Genomic DNA, 16,822 nt, shown 5'->3' on the forward strand with positions numbered 1-16,822 from the left:
TCGGAGCAGGACGACACCGTGATCATGCGGGGGCGTCCCCGGCACGGTGCCGGGACCGCGACCGCGTGATCACGGCGTTCACCGTGCCCGCCGCAGCACCGCGCCGCCGCGTCCCCTGAGACCCGGCGCGACCCTTGCCCACACCCTTCGCCGCGCCGTGTGCGCGCGCCGCCCGGCGGTCAGGCGCGGATGGGCCGGCCGTGGGCCGGGGTGAATGTTGACCCGCCGAACATATGCCCGGCGGCGGTCGGCGGCGCGCTGACCTCCGGGTCCGCCGCCGTGATCGGCGCCGTCGGCCGTTTCCCCCGTGTTGATCTCGCGTTACGGGATTGTTACTGCGCACAACAAATCAACTTGGTGACAGGTCTGGCGTTCCGGGCGAGGCGGACATAAGTTGCGGGACACAACATTCACGCCGGTGGATGTGCGACCTCGCTCACCGGCGCTGCGAACCCCCGGCCGCGCTATGCGGCCACCCCCAAGAAAGGACCCGGGCAATGCGCAAGGGGATCCTCAGCTTCATGGCCCTCACGGCGGCCGCGGCGCTCACCCTCTCCGCGTGCGGGGACGACAACGGCGGCGACAACAAGGGCTCCGGCTCCGGTTCCGGCGCGGTGAAGGGCAAGGTCGGCGTGATCCTGCCCGACACCACCTCGTCCGTCCGCTACGAGAGCTTCGACCGCCCCTACCTCGAGCAGGCGTTCAAGACGGCCGGCGTCCAGTACGACATCCAGAACGCCGAAGGCTCCACGCAGCGGTTCCAGACGATCGCCGACCAGATGATCACCAGCGGCGTGACCGTGCTGATCGTCGACGGCATCGACTCCAACTCCGCCGGCGCCGTGCAGCGCAAGGCGCAGTCCCAGGGCGTCAAGACGATCGACTACGACCGGCTCACCCTCGGCGGCGTCTCCGACTACTACGTCTCCTTCGACAACGTGAAGGTCGGCGAGGAGCTCGGCAAGGGCCTGCAGAAGTGCCTCGGCGACAAGGCGGCCAACATCGCCTACCTGAACGGCTCGCCGACCGACAACAACGCCACGCTGTTCGCCAAGGGCGCGCACAACGTCCTCGACCAGGTGTCGAACTACAAGAAGGTCGCCGAGCAGGCCGTCCCGGACTGGAAGCCGGACAAGGCCGCGACGATCTTCGAGCAGATGTACACCGAGCAGCACGGCAAGATCGACGGTGTGCTCGCCGCCAACGACGGCCTCGGCAACGCCGCGATCTCCATCCTGAAGAAGAACCAGCAGGCCGGCAAGGTCGCGGTCACCGGGCAGGACGCCACCCTCCAGGGGCTGCAGAACATCCTGGACGGCACCCAGTGCATGACCGTGTACAAGCCGGTGAAGCAGGAGGCCGACGCGGTCGCCAAGCTCGCCGTCGCGCTCATCAAGGGCCAGAAGGGCGAGACCAACGGCACCACCAACGACCCGCAGGGCAAGCGCGACGTCCCCTCGGTGCTGCTGAACCCGATCGGCGTCTTCAAGGACAACGTCAAGCAGGTCACCGACGACCAGTTCGTCAAGGCCGCCGACCTGTGCAAGGGCGCGTACGCGGCCAAGTGCAAGAGCGCCGGCATCCAGTGACCTCCCACTGATCCCGACGAATCCGCCCGGGGGAGCGGGGGGTCGCACCCCCGGGCGGCACTGACCCTCGTGGCGGGCCCCACCCGCTGAGGACGCCCCGGGAGCCCGGAACCCCGGGACGTCCATGGGGCCCGCCACGGGCCCGCGCCAACCCCCGGAAGGAAACGGGCCCGCGCTACCCCTGGAAGGAATCACGTGGCAGAAAACGGAGACCCCGTCCTCCGCCTGACCGGGCTCAACAAGAGCTTCGGCGCCGTCCATGTGCTGCACGATGTGGACTTCTCCGTGCGGCTGGGCGAGGTGATGGCCCTCGTCGGCGACAACGGCGCGGGCAAGTCCACCCTCATCAAGTGCATCGCCGGCATCTACCCGATCGACTCGGGGACGATCGAGTTCGACGGCCGGCAGGTCACCGTCGACGGGCCGCGCGCCGCGGCCGACCTCGGCATCGAGGTCGTCTACCAGGACCTCGCGCTCGCCGACAACCTCGACATCGTGCAGAACATGTTCCTCGGCCGCGAGCGCCGCAAGGGCATCGTGCTGGACGAGGCGTCCATGGAGGAGGCGGCCCGGCAGACCCTCGCCCGGCTGTCGGTCCGCACCGTCAAGTCGGTGCGCCAGCAGGTCGCGAGCCTGTCCGGCGGGCAGCGGCAGACCGTCGCGATCGCCAAGGCCGCGCTCTGGGAGTCCAAGGTCGTCATCCTGGACGAGCCGACCGCCGCGCTCGGCGTCGCGCAGACCCGGCAGGTACTCGACCTCGTCCGGCGGCTCGCCGACACCGGGCACGCCGTCGTGCTCATCTCGCACAACATGAACGACGTGTTCGAGGTGGCCGACCGCATCACCGCGCTCTACCTTGGCCGGGTCGCCGCGGACGTGGCCCGCTCCGAGGTCACCCACGGCCAGGTCGTGGAGCTCATCACCGCCGGCCGTTCCGGTGATCTGGGCCTCGCGCCGCAGACCGCCGCCGAGAGCATCTGAAAGGGGGACCGAGGTGTCCACCGACCTCCCCGAGGGCAAGGAGACCGCCGTGAAGCTGGCGGACTCGGACTTCTCCGCCGATCGCGTCGAGCACGACGTACGCTCGGCGCTGCTGGACTACTGGGGCCGCATCCGGGCCGGTGAGCTGGGCGCGCTGCCCGCCATCCTCGGCCTGGCCGGGCTCATCGTGCTGTTCTTCGCGCTGCGGCCCAACACCTTCCTCAGCAACCAGAACATCGCGAACCTGTTCACCCAGGCGCTGCCCATCGTGATCCTCGCGATGGGCCTGGTCTTCGTCCTGCTGCTGGGCGAGATCGACCTGTCCGCCGGTGTGGCGAGCGGCGTCTGCGCCGCCGTGATGGCCAAGCTGATCGTCGACGGCGGCCAGCCCTGGTACGTCGCGGTGATCTCCGCGCTGGCGGTCGGCGTCGTCATCGGCACCGCGATCGGCTGGCTGGTCGCCGTCGTGCGGATCCCGTCGTTCGTCGTGTCGCTGGCGTTCTTCCTCGGCATCCAGGGCATCACGCTGAAGCTGATCGGCGACGGCGGCACGGTGCCCGTCCGCGACGACTTCATCGTGGCGCTGGCCAACAAGAACATGCCGGTCTGGCTCGGCTGGGCGCTCGCCGCGGTGTGCGCCGCCGGCTACGCCGCGACGCAGGTGCTGCGCTGGCGCCGCCAGCAGACCCGCAACCTGCACTCCCGGCCGGTCGAGCTGGTGATCGCCCAGTCGGTCGTGGTCGCCGCGGCGCTGCTGCTCGGCACCTACCTGCTCAGCCAGGACCGCGCCGCCAGCCCGCTGATCTTCCTCGGCGGCGTGCCGTGGGGCGTCCCGCTGGTCGGCGTGCTGCTCATCGTCTGCACGTTCGTGCTCGGCCGCACCCCGTACGGCCGGCACATCTACGCGGTCGGCGGCAACGCCGAGGCGGCCCGCCGCGCGGGCATCAACGTCACCCGGATCCGGATCTCGGTGTTCATCATCGCGTCCGGGTTCGCGGCGGTCAGCGGCGTCGTCGCCGCGTCCCGGCTGAACTCGGTCACCCCCGACGCCGGCGGCGGCAACACCCTGCTGTACGCGGTCGGCGCGGCGGTCATCGGCGGGACGAGCCTGTTCGGCGGGCGCGGCAAGGCCCGCGACGCCGTCCTCGGCGGCCTGGTCATCGCGATCATCGACAACGGTCTCGGGCTGCTCGGCACCAAGGCGTACCTGAGCTTCCTGATCACCGGTGTGGTGCTGCTGTTCGCGGCGAGCATCGACGCGCTGGCCCGGCGCCGGCGCAGCAACACCGGCCGGTGACCCCGTGCCGGCCCTGCCCCTGAAGGCGGGGACCCCGTGAACGCGGGAGACGCCCGGGAGCCGGGGGCGCGCGCCTCCGGCCCCCGGGCCCTGCCGTACGGGCCCGCCCTCCCGTCCGACCCGGCCGAGCCGTTCGATCCCACGACCCCGTTCGGCCCGGCGGACGAGCCGCGTCCGGGCGGCGCCGCGCGCGGTTCCCGGCCCGCGAAGGCGGCTGATACGCTCACTGCCCACGACCGATCGGCGCGCGGCGACGCGGCACGGTGGGAGCCCCTCGGCATGGCAGTGACGCCCGTCATCGACCTGCGCGGCATCGACAAGAGCTTCGGTTCCGTCAAGGTCCTGCACGACATCGCCTTCTCGGCGTACCCGGGCGAGGTCACCGCGCTGGTCGGCGACAACGGCGCCGGCAAGACGACGCTGGTCAAGTGCATCGGCGGCATCCACTCCCCGGACGCGGGCGAGTACCGCTTCGAGGGCCGGCCGGTGCGGCTCGGCAGCCCGCGCGACGCCGCCGCCCTCGGCATCGAGGTCGTCCACCAGGACCTCGCGCTCTGCGAGAACCTCGACATCGTCCAGAACCTGTTCCTCGGCCGCGAGCGGCGGCGCGGCATCGCGCTCGACGAGTCCGGGATGGAGGAGCTGGCCCGCAGGACGCTGTCCGGCCTGTCCGTCCGCACGATGGGCTCGGTGCGGCAGAAGATCTCGACGCTGTCGGGCGGGCAGCGGCAGACCGTCGCGATCGCCCGCGCCGTGCTGTGGGACAGCAAGCTCGTCGTGCTGGACGAGCCCGCCGCGGCGCTCGGCGTCGCGCAGACCCAGCAGGTCCTGGAGATCGTCCGGCGGCTCGCGGACAAGGGCCTCGCCGTCGTGCTCATCTCGCACAACATGAACGACGTGTTCGCGGTCTCCGACCGGATCGCCGCGCTGTACCTCGGCCGCATGGTCGCGCAGGTGCGCACCGCCGACGTCACGCACCGGCAGGTCGTCGAGCTGATCACCTCCGGCGTCAGCGGCGACCTGGGGCTGCGGCGATGATGAAGGCGGGCCCGTCACAGGAGGACATCCGGCGGCACAACCTCGGGACGCTGCTGCGCTTCGTGCACCTGCGCGGCCCCGCGTCGCGCGCGACGCTCGCCGAGTCGCTCGGCCTGAACCGCAGCACGATCATGGCGCTGACCTCCGATCTCACCGCCGCGGGGCTGGTGCGCGAGGAGCTGCCGCGCGGGCCGGGGCGGCGGGCCGGGCGCCCGTCGCTGGTCGTGCGGCCCGAGTCGACGCGGGTGTACGTGCTGGCGTTCGAGGTCGGCGTCGACCGGCTCGTCGTCGCGCGCGTCGGGCTCGGCGGCGTCATCCTGGACCGCCGTGAGGGCACCCGCGCCCGCGACTCCGACCCGTCCGACCTGCTCGGGATGCTCGTCGCCGGCGCGCGGTCGCTGGTCCGCAAGGCCGAGCGGGACGCGGTCTGCGTGGGCGCCGCCCTCGGCTTCCCGGGCACCGTCCGCCGCTCCGACGACATGATCATGTTCGGCCCGAACCTCGACGTCGGCGACCTGCGGCTCGGCGACGCCCTGTCGCGCCGGCTCGGCCTCGGCATCCCGGTCTCGGTGTGCAACGACGCCAACCTCGGCGCGCTCGCCGAGCACGAGCGCGGCGCCGGCGTGAACTGCGACAACCTCATCTACCTGCACGGCGACGTCGGCGTCGGCGGCGGCATCATCGCGCACGGCCGGCTGCTCGGCGGCGACGAGGGCTTCGGCGGCGAGATCGGCCACATGATCGTCAACCCGGGCGGCCGGCAGTGCGCCTGCGGGTCCAAGGGCTGCCTGGAGGCGGAGGTGGGGGAGCGGACGCTGCTCGCCCACGCCGGCCGCGAGGAGCCGACCGACAAGGCGGGCCGCGACGCGGTCCGCGACGTCGTGGACGCCGCCGACCGCGGCGACATCGTCGCCCGCGAGGCGCTGCACCGCGTCGGCACCTGGCTGGGCCTCGGCGTCGCGAACCTCGTCAACGTGTTCAACCCCGGCCTGGTCATCTTCGGCGGGACGCTGCGCGACATCTACCTCGGCGCCGCCGCGCAGATCCGCAGCGTCCTCGCGACCGGCGCGCTGGACGCGCCGCGCGAGAAGGTCCGGCTCCGCACCGCCGCGCTCGGCGACGACACCACCCTGGTCGGCGCCGCGGAGTTCGCGTTCGCCGAGGTCCTGTCCGACCCCGTCCAGGTGCTGGCCCGCCTCCGGACGACCGAGCCGGTCTGACCGCGCCACCCCTTCGTCCCGGCGGGTGGTGAGAGCTTAGGCGATGCCTCCGTAGGCGCCCCGGTAGAACACGAGGGGGTGGCCGTCGTGGTTCTCGTCCAGGGCGTGCACGCGGGCGACGACGATGACGTGGTCGCCGGCGACGTGCTCCTGCTCGACCGAGCACTCGATCCAGGCGAGGGCTCCGTCGATGGCGGGGGCGCCGCTCGGGCTCTCGGTCCAGGCGATGCCGTCGAACTTGTCGCCGCCCTTGAGCGCGAGCCGCCGGCAGATCTCGAGCTGGGGCTCGCCGAGGATGTTGACGCACAGCCGCCCGGCGCCGCGCAGGCGGGGCCAGGTGGTGCTGGTGTGGGCGACGCAGAACGCCACGAGGGGCGGGTCGAGCGACACGGAGGTGAAGGAGTTGGCGGCGAGCCCGGTGGGCCGCGCGGTGCCGGGCTCGACGGCCGTGATGGCGACGACGCCGGTCGCGAACCGGCCCATCACCTGCCGGAACCGCGTGCCGTCGACGTCCTCGGCACCGACCGGCGGCGTGATGGCTCCGTGCGCCATGGGGCTCGATCCCTTCTGTCGACCAACTGCTCGGCGTTCACGACCACTAAAGCCGCAGGCCGGGGATGATGATTCCCAAAAGGGACGATCTCCGTCAAAGGTCCCGGTCGCGTCTCGGTCCCGGGACCGAGCCCCGGACCGTCCCTCGGCCCGGGGCTCCTCGGAGCGGTGCGCGCGGCTATGGGCGGCGCGCCTCGGCCGGGACGACCAGCGGAACCGAGCTGTACGGGCTGAGGGTCGCGGTCGAGGTCAGGCCGTCCAGGACCACCCGTCCCGCCCCCGCGAGCCCTGCCTTCACCGGCGCGGGCAGCCGCGGCCCCTCGTGCAGGCCGAGCCAGGCGATCCACCCGGCGGCGACGACCCCCCAGTACGAGACGAGCCGGTACAGGCCGACCGCCGCGGCGGCGGGGGAGAGGGCCGCGCCGAACGCGACGAGCGAGGCGGCCATGCTGCCCTCCACCGCGCCGAGCCCGCCCGGCAGCAGCGGCAGCACGCTGCCCGCCGCCTGCGCGGCGAAGTAGGCGAGCGCGGCGGCGTGCGGATCGACGTCGATGCCGACGGCGTGCGCCGCGGCCAGCAGCGCCAGGATGTCGAGTACCCAGTTCAGCGTCGCGAGCGTGATCAGCGCCGCCCAGTCGCGCCGGGTCGGGCGCAGCACGTCGCGGACGCCGGCGAGCCGTTCGGCCCACGGGCCGAGCTTCGGATGCGCCAGCGCGGCGCGGTAGGCGCGGCGCAGCGGGGCCGTCAGCACCGCGCGCGGGCGCGGCCACCGCAGCAGCGGCACCAGCAGCGCGAGCAGCACGGCCGGGACCGCGAGCGCCGTCAGCGCCGGGCTCCGCGTGGCCGGATCGAGGAGCAGCGCCAGCAGGCCGATCACCGAGTAGACCGTCGTGGTGATGACGCCGCCCGCCAGGATCACGGCCGTGGCGAGCTTCGCCGACGCCCCGCCGCGGCGGAACTGCCGGAAGGTGTAGACGACGCTCACCGCGGGCCCCGCCGGCAGCGTCGTGGACAGCGCGTTGCCCGCGTAGGTGATCGCGAACGCGCGGCGCAGCGGCATCCGCAGCCCGCCGATGCGCAGCAGCCGCCGCTGGAGCCGGGCGAACGCGCCCATGGAGCCCGCCACCGCGAGCACCACCACCGTCAGCCAGCCCGGATCGGCGTGCGCGACCGAATGCCACATCGCGCCGAGGTCGGGAAGCGAGTCGCGGTAGAGCGGCAGCGCCGCGATCGCCAGGAGCAGCACTCCCAGCTGCAGCAGCAGGCCCGCTTTACGCCGCCACCAGGGGTGACGCGCTGCGCCGGCGGCGTGCGCGCCGGCCGGTCGTTCCGGGAACGGTACGCCGGAGGACGGATCGTCGGTGTCCGGCGCGTTCTGTCGTGGGCCGTCCGCGGGCGGACGGGGTGGGGCGACGTCGGCCTGGGGGTGTGCCGGTGCCGCGACTGTCTCGTGCATGTCCCGGTCACCTCGCAAGCTCGCCCGCCTAGCGCAACCTACGGCTCCGGTATGACATTCCCCATGAGCGGGTCACGGAACCACAAAGTGATCTTCGCCACGGGCGCCGCGCTGGGCGCGCCCGGCGGGCTCGTCGGCAACCTGTCGCGTTGCCGCTCGTGGTGCCTTCTGTGGGCGCTGACCGCTGACCGCCTTCCTGTCCGAGAACTCCCGTCTGTCTTGTTTGTTCCCGCCCCGCCGGAAAGAACTCCAGGTCGCGCAGGGTGTACGGGGAGAACGCGCAAGGCCCCGCCGGGGAGGGCGATCCTCCTCGGCGGGGCCTGCCGGTGCCTCAGGGGCGGCGCGTGGGGTTGACCGCGTCGGACTCCGCGGCGGTGTCGGGCTCCGGCGGGTCGTCGTCGTCCCGCTCCGCCTCCCGCTCGTACTCGGCGATGCTCAGCCCGTCCGGGTTCGGCTGGGGGTCCTCGATCCTGAGGTCGTCGGGCGGGTCGATCACGTACTCCTCGGTCAGGCCGATCTCGATGTCCTGATCGTTGTCGCCCATCTCGTCCACGTCCTCGCGGAAGTCGCGGTTCTCCCCGGGCTTGCGCGCCCTCATGGCTCCTCCACGGTCCGGTCGGGTTCGTCCGGTCAGTCCTGTATCCCCGCTGGCGCCGCGCCTACTCACGGCCGCGGCGGCGCTAGCCCCGGTCGCGGACGGCGACGAGCCCGCCGATCACGCCGACGTAGGCGGTCCCGTTCGGGCCGATGGTGACGGGCGCCCAGTTGTTGTCGAACCACTTCCCGGTGCCCGTGAGCACCTTGTACGCGGTCTTGCCGGTGTGCACGTCCACGGCCGTGAGGTACCACGCGTCGATCAGGTCCTTGCGCGGCTCCTTGGTGTACAGGTAGAGCAGCCCGGCCGGGATTGAGATCTTCGCCACCGTGGACGGCGACCGCTCCGGGCTCGTCCAGACGGTGCGGCAGCCCTGCCCGTCTGCGTTCACGTCCACCCGGCTCACCCCGCCCGTCGACGACCCGCCGGGCGGCAGCTCGAAGAAGTTCTTGTAGCCGTAGTTGTTCTCCACGAACAGGCTTCTGCCGTAGCCGATGAGCGAGTTGTCGGTGGCGCTCGCGCCGCTGTTGAAGACGGGCACCTGGCAGACCAGCCGGCCGTCGTCGCGGCGCCGCACGATGACGTGCATCCGGTCGTCGGCGTTGTCGGTGATCGCCACGTACTTCGTGCCGAGGAAGGTCGGGGTCGTCCCGGAGCCCTGGTCGATCTGCCCGGGCTTGCGGCCGGTGCCGCGGTCGTAGGTCTCGCGCCACAGCACCTTCGGCGTGCCGTCCGGGCCGGCCTTCATCTGGTACAGCGCGTGGTCGGAGACGATCGAGACGCCGTCCGCGGCCGCTGCGAACGAGTTCTGGATCTGCTCGTCCGGCAGCCGCGTCATCTTCACCGCGCCCGACTTCGGGTTCACGGTGCCGATCCGCCCGGCCCGCGTGATCCACCAGATGAGGCCCGTCCAGTCCGGGCCGACCGCGGTGATCGGGTCGCACTCGCCCTTCGGCCACGGGTTCGTCCAGGTGGCGCAGTCGTGCGGGAGGAGGCCGGACAGGTCCCAGTCGTCGGTGACCGTGAACCGCCACTTGCCGTCCGGGCCCTTGTCGTGCGCGAAGCGGCGCAGGTGGAACTGCGAGTCGGCGAGCACCGCCCGGTCCTGCGGGTCCAGGTAGTAGTACGCGCCGCCGGAGGTGTCGGTGAAGATCTTGTCGAGGCTGCCGGAGAACACCGCCTGCACCGTCGACGACCTGGGCGGCAGCTGGTAGGTGGCGAGGTCCTTCAGCGTCGTCGGGTCGATCAGCCGGAGCATGAAGTTCTGCCCCTTGGTGCACTGCGCGACGATCAGGCCCGTCCGCTTGGCGAACGTGACCGTCGAGCACAGCCCGGGCAGCCCGCCGCCCTTGGCGTCGTTGAGCACCTGGGGATTCCGGCCGAGCGGGCCCGTGAACGGGTAGGCGTCGGAGGCGTAGCTGTCGGCGTGCATGGACGACGTGCCGACCGGCCCCTGGTACGGGTTGGCCGGCACGGGCTCGCCCGCCAGCGGTCTCGGCGTCGCGGGACCGCCGATGTAGGAGGGGACGAGGCCCTTTCCGGGCCCGTCCGGGATGGCGCCGGCCGCGGCCGGGACGGCGGCGGCGCCGAGGAGGGCGGCGGACAGGGCGGAGGTGACGAGCGGTCTGCGCATGGGGCTCCTCAACCGAGGCGAAGGCGAGCCCCGGCCGCGCCCGCCGGGACTCAGTCAACTGCGTTAACGGATCATCGTGCCGCGCGCCCGGATGGTTACGATTCCGGCATGGCCCTACAAGCAGTGATCTTCGACTGGGGCGGCACGCTGACCCCTTGGCACGACGTCGAGCTGCCCGACATGTGGCGCGCGATCTGCTCCCCGCACCTGCCCGCCGAGACCGTCGAGACCGCCGCCGCCGCGCTCGCCGAGGCCGAGCTGGAACTGTGGCGGCGCGGCACCGAGGAGCACCGCAGCGCGACCCTCGCCGAGCTGTTCGCGCTGGCCGGCGTCGAACCGACCGACGCGCTGCTCGACACCCACTACGCGACGTGGACCCCGCACACCTGGACCGACCCCGCCGTCCCCGGCCTGCTCCGCGCGCTCCGCGAGCGCGGCATCAAGGTCGGCGTGCTGTCCAACACCATGTGGAGCCGCGAGCTGCACGAGCGGATCTTCGCCCGCGACGACGTCCTCGACCTGCTCGACGGCGCCGTCTACTCCAGCGAGATCCCGTGGACCAAGCCGCACGCCGAGGCGTTCCGCGCCGCCATGGACGCGGTCGGCGCCACCGACCCCGCCGCCTGCGTCTTCGTCGGCGACCGCCCCTACGACGACATCCACGGCGCCAAGGCCGTCGGGCTGCGCGCCGTCCAGATCCGGCACCAGACCACGCACGCCTTCACCCGCCCCGGGCTCACGCCCCCCGACGCGCTGATCCACGGCATCGGCGACCTGCTCCCGCACGTGGAGACCTGGCACGCCACTTCGTGAGGCCGCCCGCTCAGGACTTGCGCGCGACGATCAGGTCGCGGGAGATCGCCTGGTCGACGCGGTGCCGGAAGTCCAGGTAGCCGCCGGAGTCCTGCACCTCCAGCCCGCTGGAGGTCAGGATCTCCGCCAGCTCCTCACGGCGCCCCACAAAGGTGTTCCAGGAGATCCCGATCGCGCCGCCGCGGCGCAGCAGCCCCGCCCACTCCGGCACCGCCGCCTCCAGCAGCTCCACCGGGCTGCGCGACAGCCGCGGCCCGGCCTTCTGGCCCCCGCGCGCGCCGCCCTTCGACCGGCTGCCGTGCTGCACGCCGTACGGCGCGTCCGTCACGATCAGGTCGAACGAGCCGGGCCGGAAGAACCGCCCCGCGCCGATCGAGTCGGCGTTGACGACGGTGATCTCCATCGTCTCGCCGCTCTTGTACAGCTCCTTGGACGCCCCGAGCGTCACGTGCAGCCGCCGGCCCAGCACCGCCTTCTCCCGCCGGATCGGCGCGATCTCGGCCTGGTGCTTCACCCGGTTGTTCTTCAGCCACGTCTTGATGAACGCCGCGTAGGCGTCGAAGTCCTTGCCGTCGACGTCGATGCCCGCCGCGTCCAGCCCGTACATCATGGCCTGGTTCAGCGTCGTGCCCCGCCCGCACATCGGGTCGAGCAGCCGTGGCCTGCCCGTCACCAAGTCCATGGGGGAGTCGGTCGCCATCGCGGTGACGTTCAGCAGCAGCTTGGTGAAGTACTCGTTGGTCTTCCCCGAGTACTTCTGGATGGTCAGCAGGTCGCTGGGGAACAGATCGAGGGGCCGCAGCCCGACCGGCCTGAGCAGCTCGCCCTCGATCTCGAACAGCGCGTACAGCGACGACAGGTTCGACAGCAGCCGGACGTCGGTCTCGCCGAGGCCGTCCGCCGAGAACGTCACGTACGGGACGCCGCCGATCGAGGTCTCCTCGATGTCGCGGACGCGGCCGCCGAGCGCCCGCTCGCCGAACACCGCCAGCTCGGCCTTCACCAGGGCCGCGGCGGACTGGGCGTAGACCCGGTTGTGGGAGGGGGAGACGAGGAGGCCGTACGAGGTCACCGCAGGACATTAGCAGTTCGGCGGGGCGAGGAGAGGCCGCCGGGGAGACGTCCCCGGCGGCCTCCGCACGGCCCATGGGCGGGCCGTTCCTCCCCGGTCAACCCGTCCGGACGCGCCTGCGCCTGTCCTTCCGCGACCTGCGCCTGGTCTGGTGCCGGACCGTCTCGCCGCCCCGCCGCTCGGTTCCCGCCTCGGCTCCCGGGGGCTGCTCGGCTCGGGGCGCCTGCCGGGACGTGCCGGTGTCGTCCGGATCGCCTGCCGGACGGCGCGCGTCCGTCCCCGCCCGGACGGCCGCGGGACTCTCGTCCGCCATGGGACGGACGGTGCCCGCCACGGCCTCGACCTCGACCTCGGCGGGCGCGGGCGACGGAATCGCGCGGGAGGCGGCGGGCGCGGCCCCGATCTCGGCGGGACGGTCCGCCGCCTCGACGGCCGGAAGGTCCGGCAGGTGCCGTGCGGCGGCGGTCAGCAGCTCATGGACGCGGCTCTGCAGGCTCGCGAGGTCGGCGCGCGCGACGGCGGCCTGCGCCTTGGCCCGGCGGGCCTGGCGGCGGGCCTCGTCGCGCTCGGCCGCGAGCTGGTTCAGCTGCTCCCGGTAGGCGGCGCGCAGTTCGTCCAGCGCACTGGGCGCGCGGGTGCCGGCGCCGTCGGTCTCGTGCCGGTGCGACGTGCTGGTCATGGCGGGTCTGGGCTCCTCCCCCGAGTGGTCCAGTGCAAAGACGACAACGTGTACATGGAGCGCTTTCGTTCCCGGCGTGCGGAAGATCACTCGCCCGGTTCGGGGCGCGGTGACAGGGCCGCCGACGGCAGGCCCGGGAACGCCTCGCCCGGGGCGCCGTCGCCCGCGCCCGCGCGCCACCTCGCCGACCGCGCCATCGACCGCTCGGCGCTGTCGGCGGCGAAGACGCGCAGGTCGGCGGCGGGCGCGCCGGCGAGCGCGACGTAGGCGGGGACGAGGTCGTCCTCCAGCGCGGCGGCGAGCCGCGCGGCGCTGCGGGCGTTGGTGACCTTCACCGGCAGCCGGTACCCGGCCGCCGCGGCGACCGGCCGCACCGACAGGATCGACACCAGCTTGTCGCGCTGCGCGCGGTGGGCGTCCCAGTACGTCTTCGCGACCTGCTGCGGCGTGCCCCGCAGCTTGCCGCCGAGGACCCCGTACCCGTACACGGCGGCGTGCTCGGCGGCGAGCGCCGTCTGGATCGCCTGCGTCGCGGACCTGGCCGGATCGGCGGGCGGGTGCGCGCGGACCGTCTCGGCGTGGCCCGCCTCGCAGGCGCCGATGCTCGCCAGCAGCTGCGCCAGCCCGGGCGTGGCCTTGGCCGCGTCGGCCCGGCGCGCGGCGGCGGCGCGGTCCTCCGCCAGGCGCAGCGCCGCGATCATCTGCGAGGGCCCGTGCGGCAGTTCGGCCGCGTGCGGCGGAGGGATCGCGCCGCCCTCATGGGCCCTGTTCCCCGAGCCGGGCACGTAGTGCCGCTTCAGGACGGCCAGATGGCGTCGGTGGTGCACCAGGACGGGGTCGAGACGGCGGGCCAGCGACGCCTCCGCGGCCTTCGCCGCCTCGTAGGTCGCGATGAGGTCCTGCTCGGAGGTGATCGCGCCGACGAGCGTCGCCACGTCCGGACGGGCCCCGTCGGCGCGGGCCGTGCAGCCGGCCAGCCACGGTGCCGCCAGCACGGCGCCGCCGCCCAGCAGCATCCCCCGGCGCGACACGGTTCCCGGCAGGCGCGGCACGGCCTCTGGCAAGGGAGTCTCCTCACCCGGTGGTGTGGTGGTGGCGGCCCGCGCCGCGCCGCCGGCTCCGGTCTCGGTCGCCGGACGCGTCCATCGGGCCAGCTCAAGCATTCCATATCCGGCGCGCCGGTGAGCTGTTCGAAAGGCCGCTGAGGTCTCCGGCTCTCGATAGTCTTGAGGAGTCAGCGGACAAGCGGTGACTTCAGCGACAGGTCCCGCCGCCCTCACCGGGCGGGCGGGAAGGCACAACAGGAGGAGGGTCCCATGAGCGTCGAGTCCCGCGGTGGCCGCGCTCAGGGGGGCCGCGCCCGGGGCGGACGCGGCGACGCGCCCGCGCGGCCCGCGCGCGACGCCGCCATCGCCGAGCTGACCGCGCTGCTCGCGCCCGCGGTCGCCGCGGCCGGCTTCGACCTGGAGGACGTCGACGTGCGCCCCGCCGGGCGCCGCCGGCTCGTCAAGATCGTCGTGGACGGCGACGGCGGGGTGGGCCTGGACGACATCGCCCGGCTGAGCGAGACCGCCTCCGGGCTGCTTGACGGCTCCGAGGTGATGGGCGCCTCGCCGTACGTGCTGGAGGTGACCTCGCCCGGCGTCGACCGTCCCCTCACCGAGCCGCGGCACTGGCGCCGCGCCGTCGGCAGGCTGGTCGTCGTCCCGCTGGCCGAGGGCGGCCAGGTCGAGGGCCGCGTGGTGGCGGCCGACGAGGAGGCCGTCGAGATCGACGTCGCCGCGGGCCGGGCCAAGGGGGCCGGCAAGGGCGGCGGCAAGTCCGCCGGACCGAGGGACACCGGGACGCAGCGCCGCCGGTTCGGCCTCGGCGAGCTGGGGCGCGGCCGCGTCCAGGTGGAGTTCAAGCCCTTGCCCGAGGGCGGCTCGCCCGTTCCACCCGGCGAGGCCGAGGAAACGCGTTCTCCGGCTGAGCCGGACTAGAGGGGGGAACCTCGTGGACATCGACATGACCGCCTTGCGCGGCCTGGAGAGCGAGAAGGACATCTCGCTCGACGTGGCCGTCAAGGCCATCGAAGACGCTTTGCTCATCGCCTACCACCGGACGGAAGGCGCCGCGCCGCGCGCGCGCGTCGAGCTGGACCGGCAGAGCGGGCACGTGACCGTGTGGGCGACGGAGACCGGCGAGGAGGGCGAGGCCCTCCGCGAGTACGACGACACCCCGACCGGTTTCGGCCGGATCGCGGCGACCACCGCCAAGCAGGTGATCCTGCAGCGGCTGCGCGACGCCGAGGACGAGCTGACGTTCGGCGAGTACGCCGGGCGCGAGGGCGACATCGTCAGCGGCATCATCCAGCAGGGCAAGGACCCGCGGAACGTGCTGGTCGACCTCGGCCGGCTGGAGGCCGTGCTGCCGCCGCAGGAGCAGGTGCCCGGCGAGCGCTACGAGCACGGCGAGCGGCTGCGCGCCTACGTCGTGCAGGTCCGCAAGGGCCACCGCGGCCCGTCGGTGCAGCTGTCGCGCACGCACCCGAACCTCGTCCGCAAGCTGTTCGCGCTGGAGGTCCCGGAGATCGCCGACGGCACCGTGGAGATCGCCGCGATCGCCCGCGAGGCCGGCCACCGCACCAAGATCGCGGTGCGGTCGCGCAAGTCCGGCGTGAACGCCAAGGGCGCCTGCATCGGGCCGCTCGGCAGCCGGGTCCGCAACGTGATGGCCGAGCTGCACGGCGAGAAGATCGACATCGTGGACTGGTCGGACGAGCCCGCCGAGTTCGTCGGGAATGCCCTGTCCCCGGCGCGCGTTTCCGCAGTCGAGGTGGTCGACCTCGACGGCCGCGTGGCACGGGTGATCGTCCCCGATTACCAGCTCTCCCTGGCGATCGGCAAGGAGGGGCAGAACGCCCGGCTCGCGGCCCGGCTGACCGGCTGGCGGATCGACATCAGGTCCGACACCGAGCCGGCGGCGGGCGGGCCGTCCGGGCGGACCCCCTCAAAGGCGCCCGAGGCGGGCGAATCCGGATCTTCCGCATCAGGAGAGCATGCGACAGGTCCCGCCGACGCCTCGGCGCGGTAGACTCATGAAAAGCGGCCGGGCGGTTCCGCGGCGCACGTGTGTGGGCTGCCGGGTTCGTACGGCCAAGTCCGACCTGTTGCACCTGGTGGTGGTCGAGGGCGAGATCGTCCCCGACCCCCGCGGGCGGCTCCCGGGCCGGGGCGCGCATCTGCACCCCGATCCGCGGTGCCTCGAACTCGCAGAGCGACGACGGGCGTTCCCGCGGGCCTTCCGCCTGCCCGGACCGCTCGGTACCGACGCACTGCGGGAGCGGCTTGCGGGGAACGCCGCGCAGCAGCAGGATGGCCGAATGGTAAGCGACGTCTAGTCGGAAGCAGGTCGAGATTGCTATGAGCGCTCGATGAGCACGCCGCGATGAGTACGGCAGGTTAACGACGGTCCGGTGGCCGCACCCCCGGACCGAGTAGGGAGTGCAGTGGCCAAGGTCCGGGTTTACGAACTCGCCAAGGAGTTCGGTGTCGAGAGCAAGGTCGTCATGGCCAAGCTCCAGGAAATGGGCGAGTTCGTACGATCGGCGTCCTCCACGATCGAGGCGCCGGTCGTTCGCAGGCTTACCGAAGCCTTCTCCAACGGTTCGTCCTCCAAGCAGGGGGACAGGCGCGTAGGCGGCCAGAACCGGCCCCAGGGGCCGCGTCCGTCCGCGCCGCGTCCCGGCCCCCGCAGCAACGGCGGGCCGGAATCCCAGGGTGCGCGCCCGCAGGCGCCGCGGCCCGCCGGGCCCCGCCCGGCCGGCCCGCCGCGTCCCGGCGCCGGCACCCCCGGCCCCGGTGCGGGCGCCCCCGGCGGTCCCGCCGGAGCCCCGAAGCCGGGTCCGCGCCCGCC

The 16,822-nt window shown here is 73.1% G+C and carries 17 protein-coding genes; 10 read left to right on the forward strand and 7 right to left on the reverse strand.

What is annotated here, in order from left to right:
• Nucleotides 1-497 precede the first annotated feature (497 nt).
• From J4709_RS43035 to J4709_RS43055, 5 genes are all read left to right on the forward strand, one after another.
• Nucleotides 498-1,589 carry a sugar ABC transporter substrate-binding protein gene (locus J4709_RS43035; RefSeq protein WP_208250842.1) on the forward strand — a complete coding sequence of 364 codons (1,092 nt, stop codon included), beginning with the start codon at nucleotides 498-500 and terminating at the stop codon, nucleotides 1,587-1,589.
• 195 nt (nucleotides 1,590-1,784) lie between these two features.
• Nucleotides 1,785-2,570 (forward strand): ATP-binding cassette domain-containing protein, encoded by a 786-nt coding sequence (locus J4709_RS43040; protein WP_208250843.1) that lies wholly within the window; start codon nucleotides 1,785-1,787, stop codon nucleotides 2,568-2,570.
• Between the two features lie 13 nt (nucleotides 2,571-2,583).
• Complete coding sequence (locus J4709_RS43045; protein WP_208250844.1) at nucleotides 2,584-3,867, forward strand: sugar ABC transporter permease; 1,284 nt, start codon at nucleotides 2,584-2,586, stop codon at nucleotides 3,865-3,867.
• A 279-nt stretch (nucleotides 3,868-4,146) separates the two neighbouring features.
• A complete protein-coding gene (locus J4709_RS43050; RefSeq protein ID WP_208250874.1) occupies nucleotides 4,147-4,905 on the forward strand; it encodes an ATP-binding cassette domain-containing protein in 759 nt (252 codons plus the stop codon).
• Nucleotides 4,905-6,125, forward strand: a complete 1,221-nt coding sequence (locus tag J4709_RS43055; protein ID WP_208250875.1) for an ROK family transcriptional regulator — start codon at nucleotides 4,905-4,907, stop codon at nucleotides 6,123-6,125. The genes J4709_RS43050 and J4709_RS43055 overlap by 1 nt, the downstream gene beginning before the upstream one ends.
• 36 nt (nucleotides 6,126-6,161) lie before the next feature.
• On the opposite strand, the gene J4709_RS43060 is transcribed toward J4709_RS43055, so the two are convergent.
• From J4709_RS43060 to J4709_RS43075, 4 genes are all read right to left on the reverse strand, one after another.
• A complete protein-coding gene (locus tag J4709_RS43060; protein WP_208250845.1) occupies nucleotides 6,162-6,677 on the reverse strand; it encodes a flavin reductase family protein in 516 nt (171 codons plus the stop codon).
• 178 nt (nucleotides 6,678-6,855) lie between these two features.
• Nucleotides 6,856-8,133: a lysylphosphatidylglycerol synthase transmembrane domain-containing protein gene (locus J4709_RS43065; RefSeq protein WP_208250846.1), complete on the reverse strand. Its 1,278-nt coding sequence runs from the start codon at nucleotides 8,131-8,133 to the stop codon at nucleotides 6,856-6,858.
• Between the two features lie 331 nt (nucleotides 8,134-8,464).
• A complete protein-coding gene (locus J4709_RS43070) occupies nucleotides 8,465-8,731 on the reverse strand; it encodes a hypothetical protein (RefSeq protein WP_208250847.1) in 267 nt (88 codons plus the stop codon).
• Nucleotides 8,732-8,813: 82 nt separating this feature from the next.
• Complete coding sequence (locus J4709_RS43075; RefSeq protein WP_208250848.1) at nucleotides 8,814-10,361, reverse strand: hypothetical protein; 1,548 nt, start codon at nucleotides 10,359-10,361, stop codon at nucleotides 8,814-8,816.
• Nucleotides 10,362-10,469: 108 nt separating this feature from the next.
• Between J4709_RS43075 and J4709_RS43080 the strand changes: the two genes are divergently transcribed.
• Nucleotides 10,470-11,174: an HAD family hydrolase gene (locus J4709_RS43080; protein WP_208250849.1), complete on the forward strand. Its 705-nt coding sequence runs from the start codon at nucleotides 10,470-10,472 to the stop codon at nucleotides 11,172-11,174.
• A 10-nt stretch (nucleotides 11,175-11,184) separates the two neighbouring features.
• On the opposite strand, the gene J4709_RS55955 is transcribed toward J4709_RS43080, so the two are convergent.
• The 3 genes from J4709_RS55955 to J4709_RS54110 form a co-directional block, all read right to left on the reverse strand.
• Nucleotides 11,185-12,246, reverse strand: coding sequence for a TRM11 family SAM-dependent methyltransferase (locus J4709_RS55955; protein WP_208250850.1), 1,062 nt, complete (start codon nucleotides 12,244-12,246; stop codon nucleotides 11,185-11,187).
• Nucleotides 12,247-12,343: 97 nt separating this feature from the next.
• The gene (locus J4709_RS43090) at nucleotides 12,344-12,925 is read right to left on the reverse strand and encodes a hypothetical protein (RefSeq protein WP_208250851.1); all 582 of its coding nucleotides are present in this window, start codon (nucleotides 12,923-12,925) and stop codon (nucleotides 12,344-12,346) included.
• 86 nt (nucleotides 12,926-13,011) lie between these two features.
• On the reverse strand, nucleotides 13,012-13,989 hold the full coding sequence (locus J4709_RS54110) for a ferritin-like domain-containing protein (RefSeq protein WP_232384903.1): 978 nt from the start codon (nucleotides 13,987-13,989) through the stop codon (nucleotides 13,012-13,014).
• A gap of 252 nt (nucleotides 13,990-14,241) precedes the next feature.
• Between J4709_RS54110 and rimP the strand changes: the two genes are divergently transcribed.
• From rimP to J4709_RS54115, 4 genes are all read left to right on the forward strand, one after another.
• Complete coding sequence (rimP, locus tag J4709_RS43100) at nucleotides 14,242-14,907, forward strand: ribosome maturation factor RimP (protein ID WP_208250852.1); 666 nt, start codon at nucleotides 14,242-14,244, stop codon at nucleotides 14,905-14,907.
• 25 nt (nucleotides 14,908-14,932) lie between these two features.
• Nucleotides 14,933-16,000 carry a transcription termination factor NusA gene (nusA, locus tag J4709_RS43105; RefSeq protein ID WP_208250877.1) on the forward strand — a complete coding sequence of 356 codons (1,068 nt, stop codon included), beginning with the start codon at nucleotides 14,933-14,935 and terminating at the stop codon, nucleotides 15,998-16,000.
• A gap of 4 nt (nucleotides 16,001-16,004) precedes the next feature.
• The gene (locus J4709_RS43110; RefSeq protein ID WP_208250853.1) at nucleotides 16,005-16,307 is read left to right on the forward strand and encodes a YlxR family protein; all 303 of its coding nucleotides are present in this window, start codon (nucleotides 16,005-16,007) and stop codon (nucleotides 16,305-16,307) included.
• A 108-nt stretch (nucleotides 16,308-16,415) separates the two neighbouring features.
• Nucleotides 16,416-16,822 (forward strand): translation initiation factor IF-2 N-terminal domain-containing protein (locus tag J4709_RS54115; protein ID WP_307802048.1); only part of this gene is annotated, 407 nt, incomplete at its 3' end.

Origin of the sequence: Actinomadura violacea (assembly GCF_017573465.1) — a bacterium.
GTDB classification, from domain to species: Bacteria; Actinomycetota; Actinomycetes; order Streptosporangiales; family Streptosporangiaceae; genus Spirillospora; species Spirillospora violacea.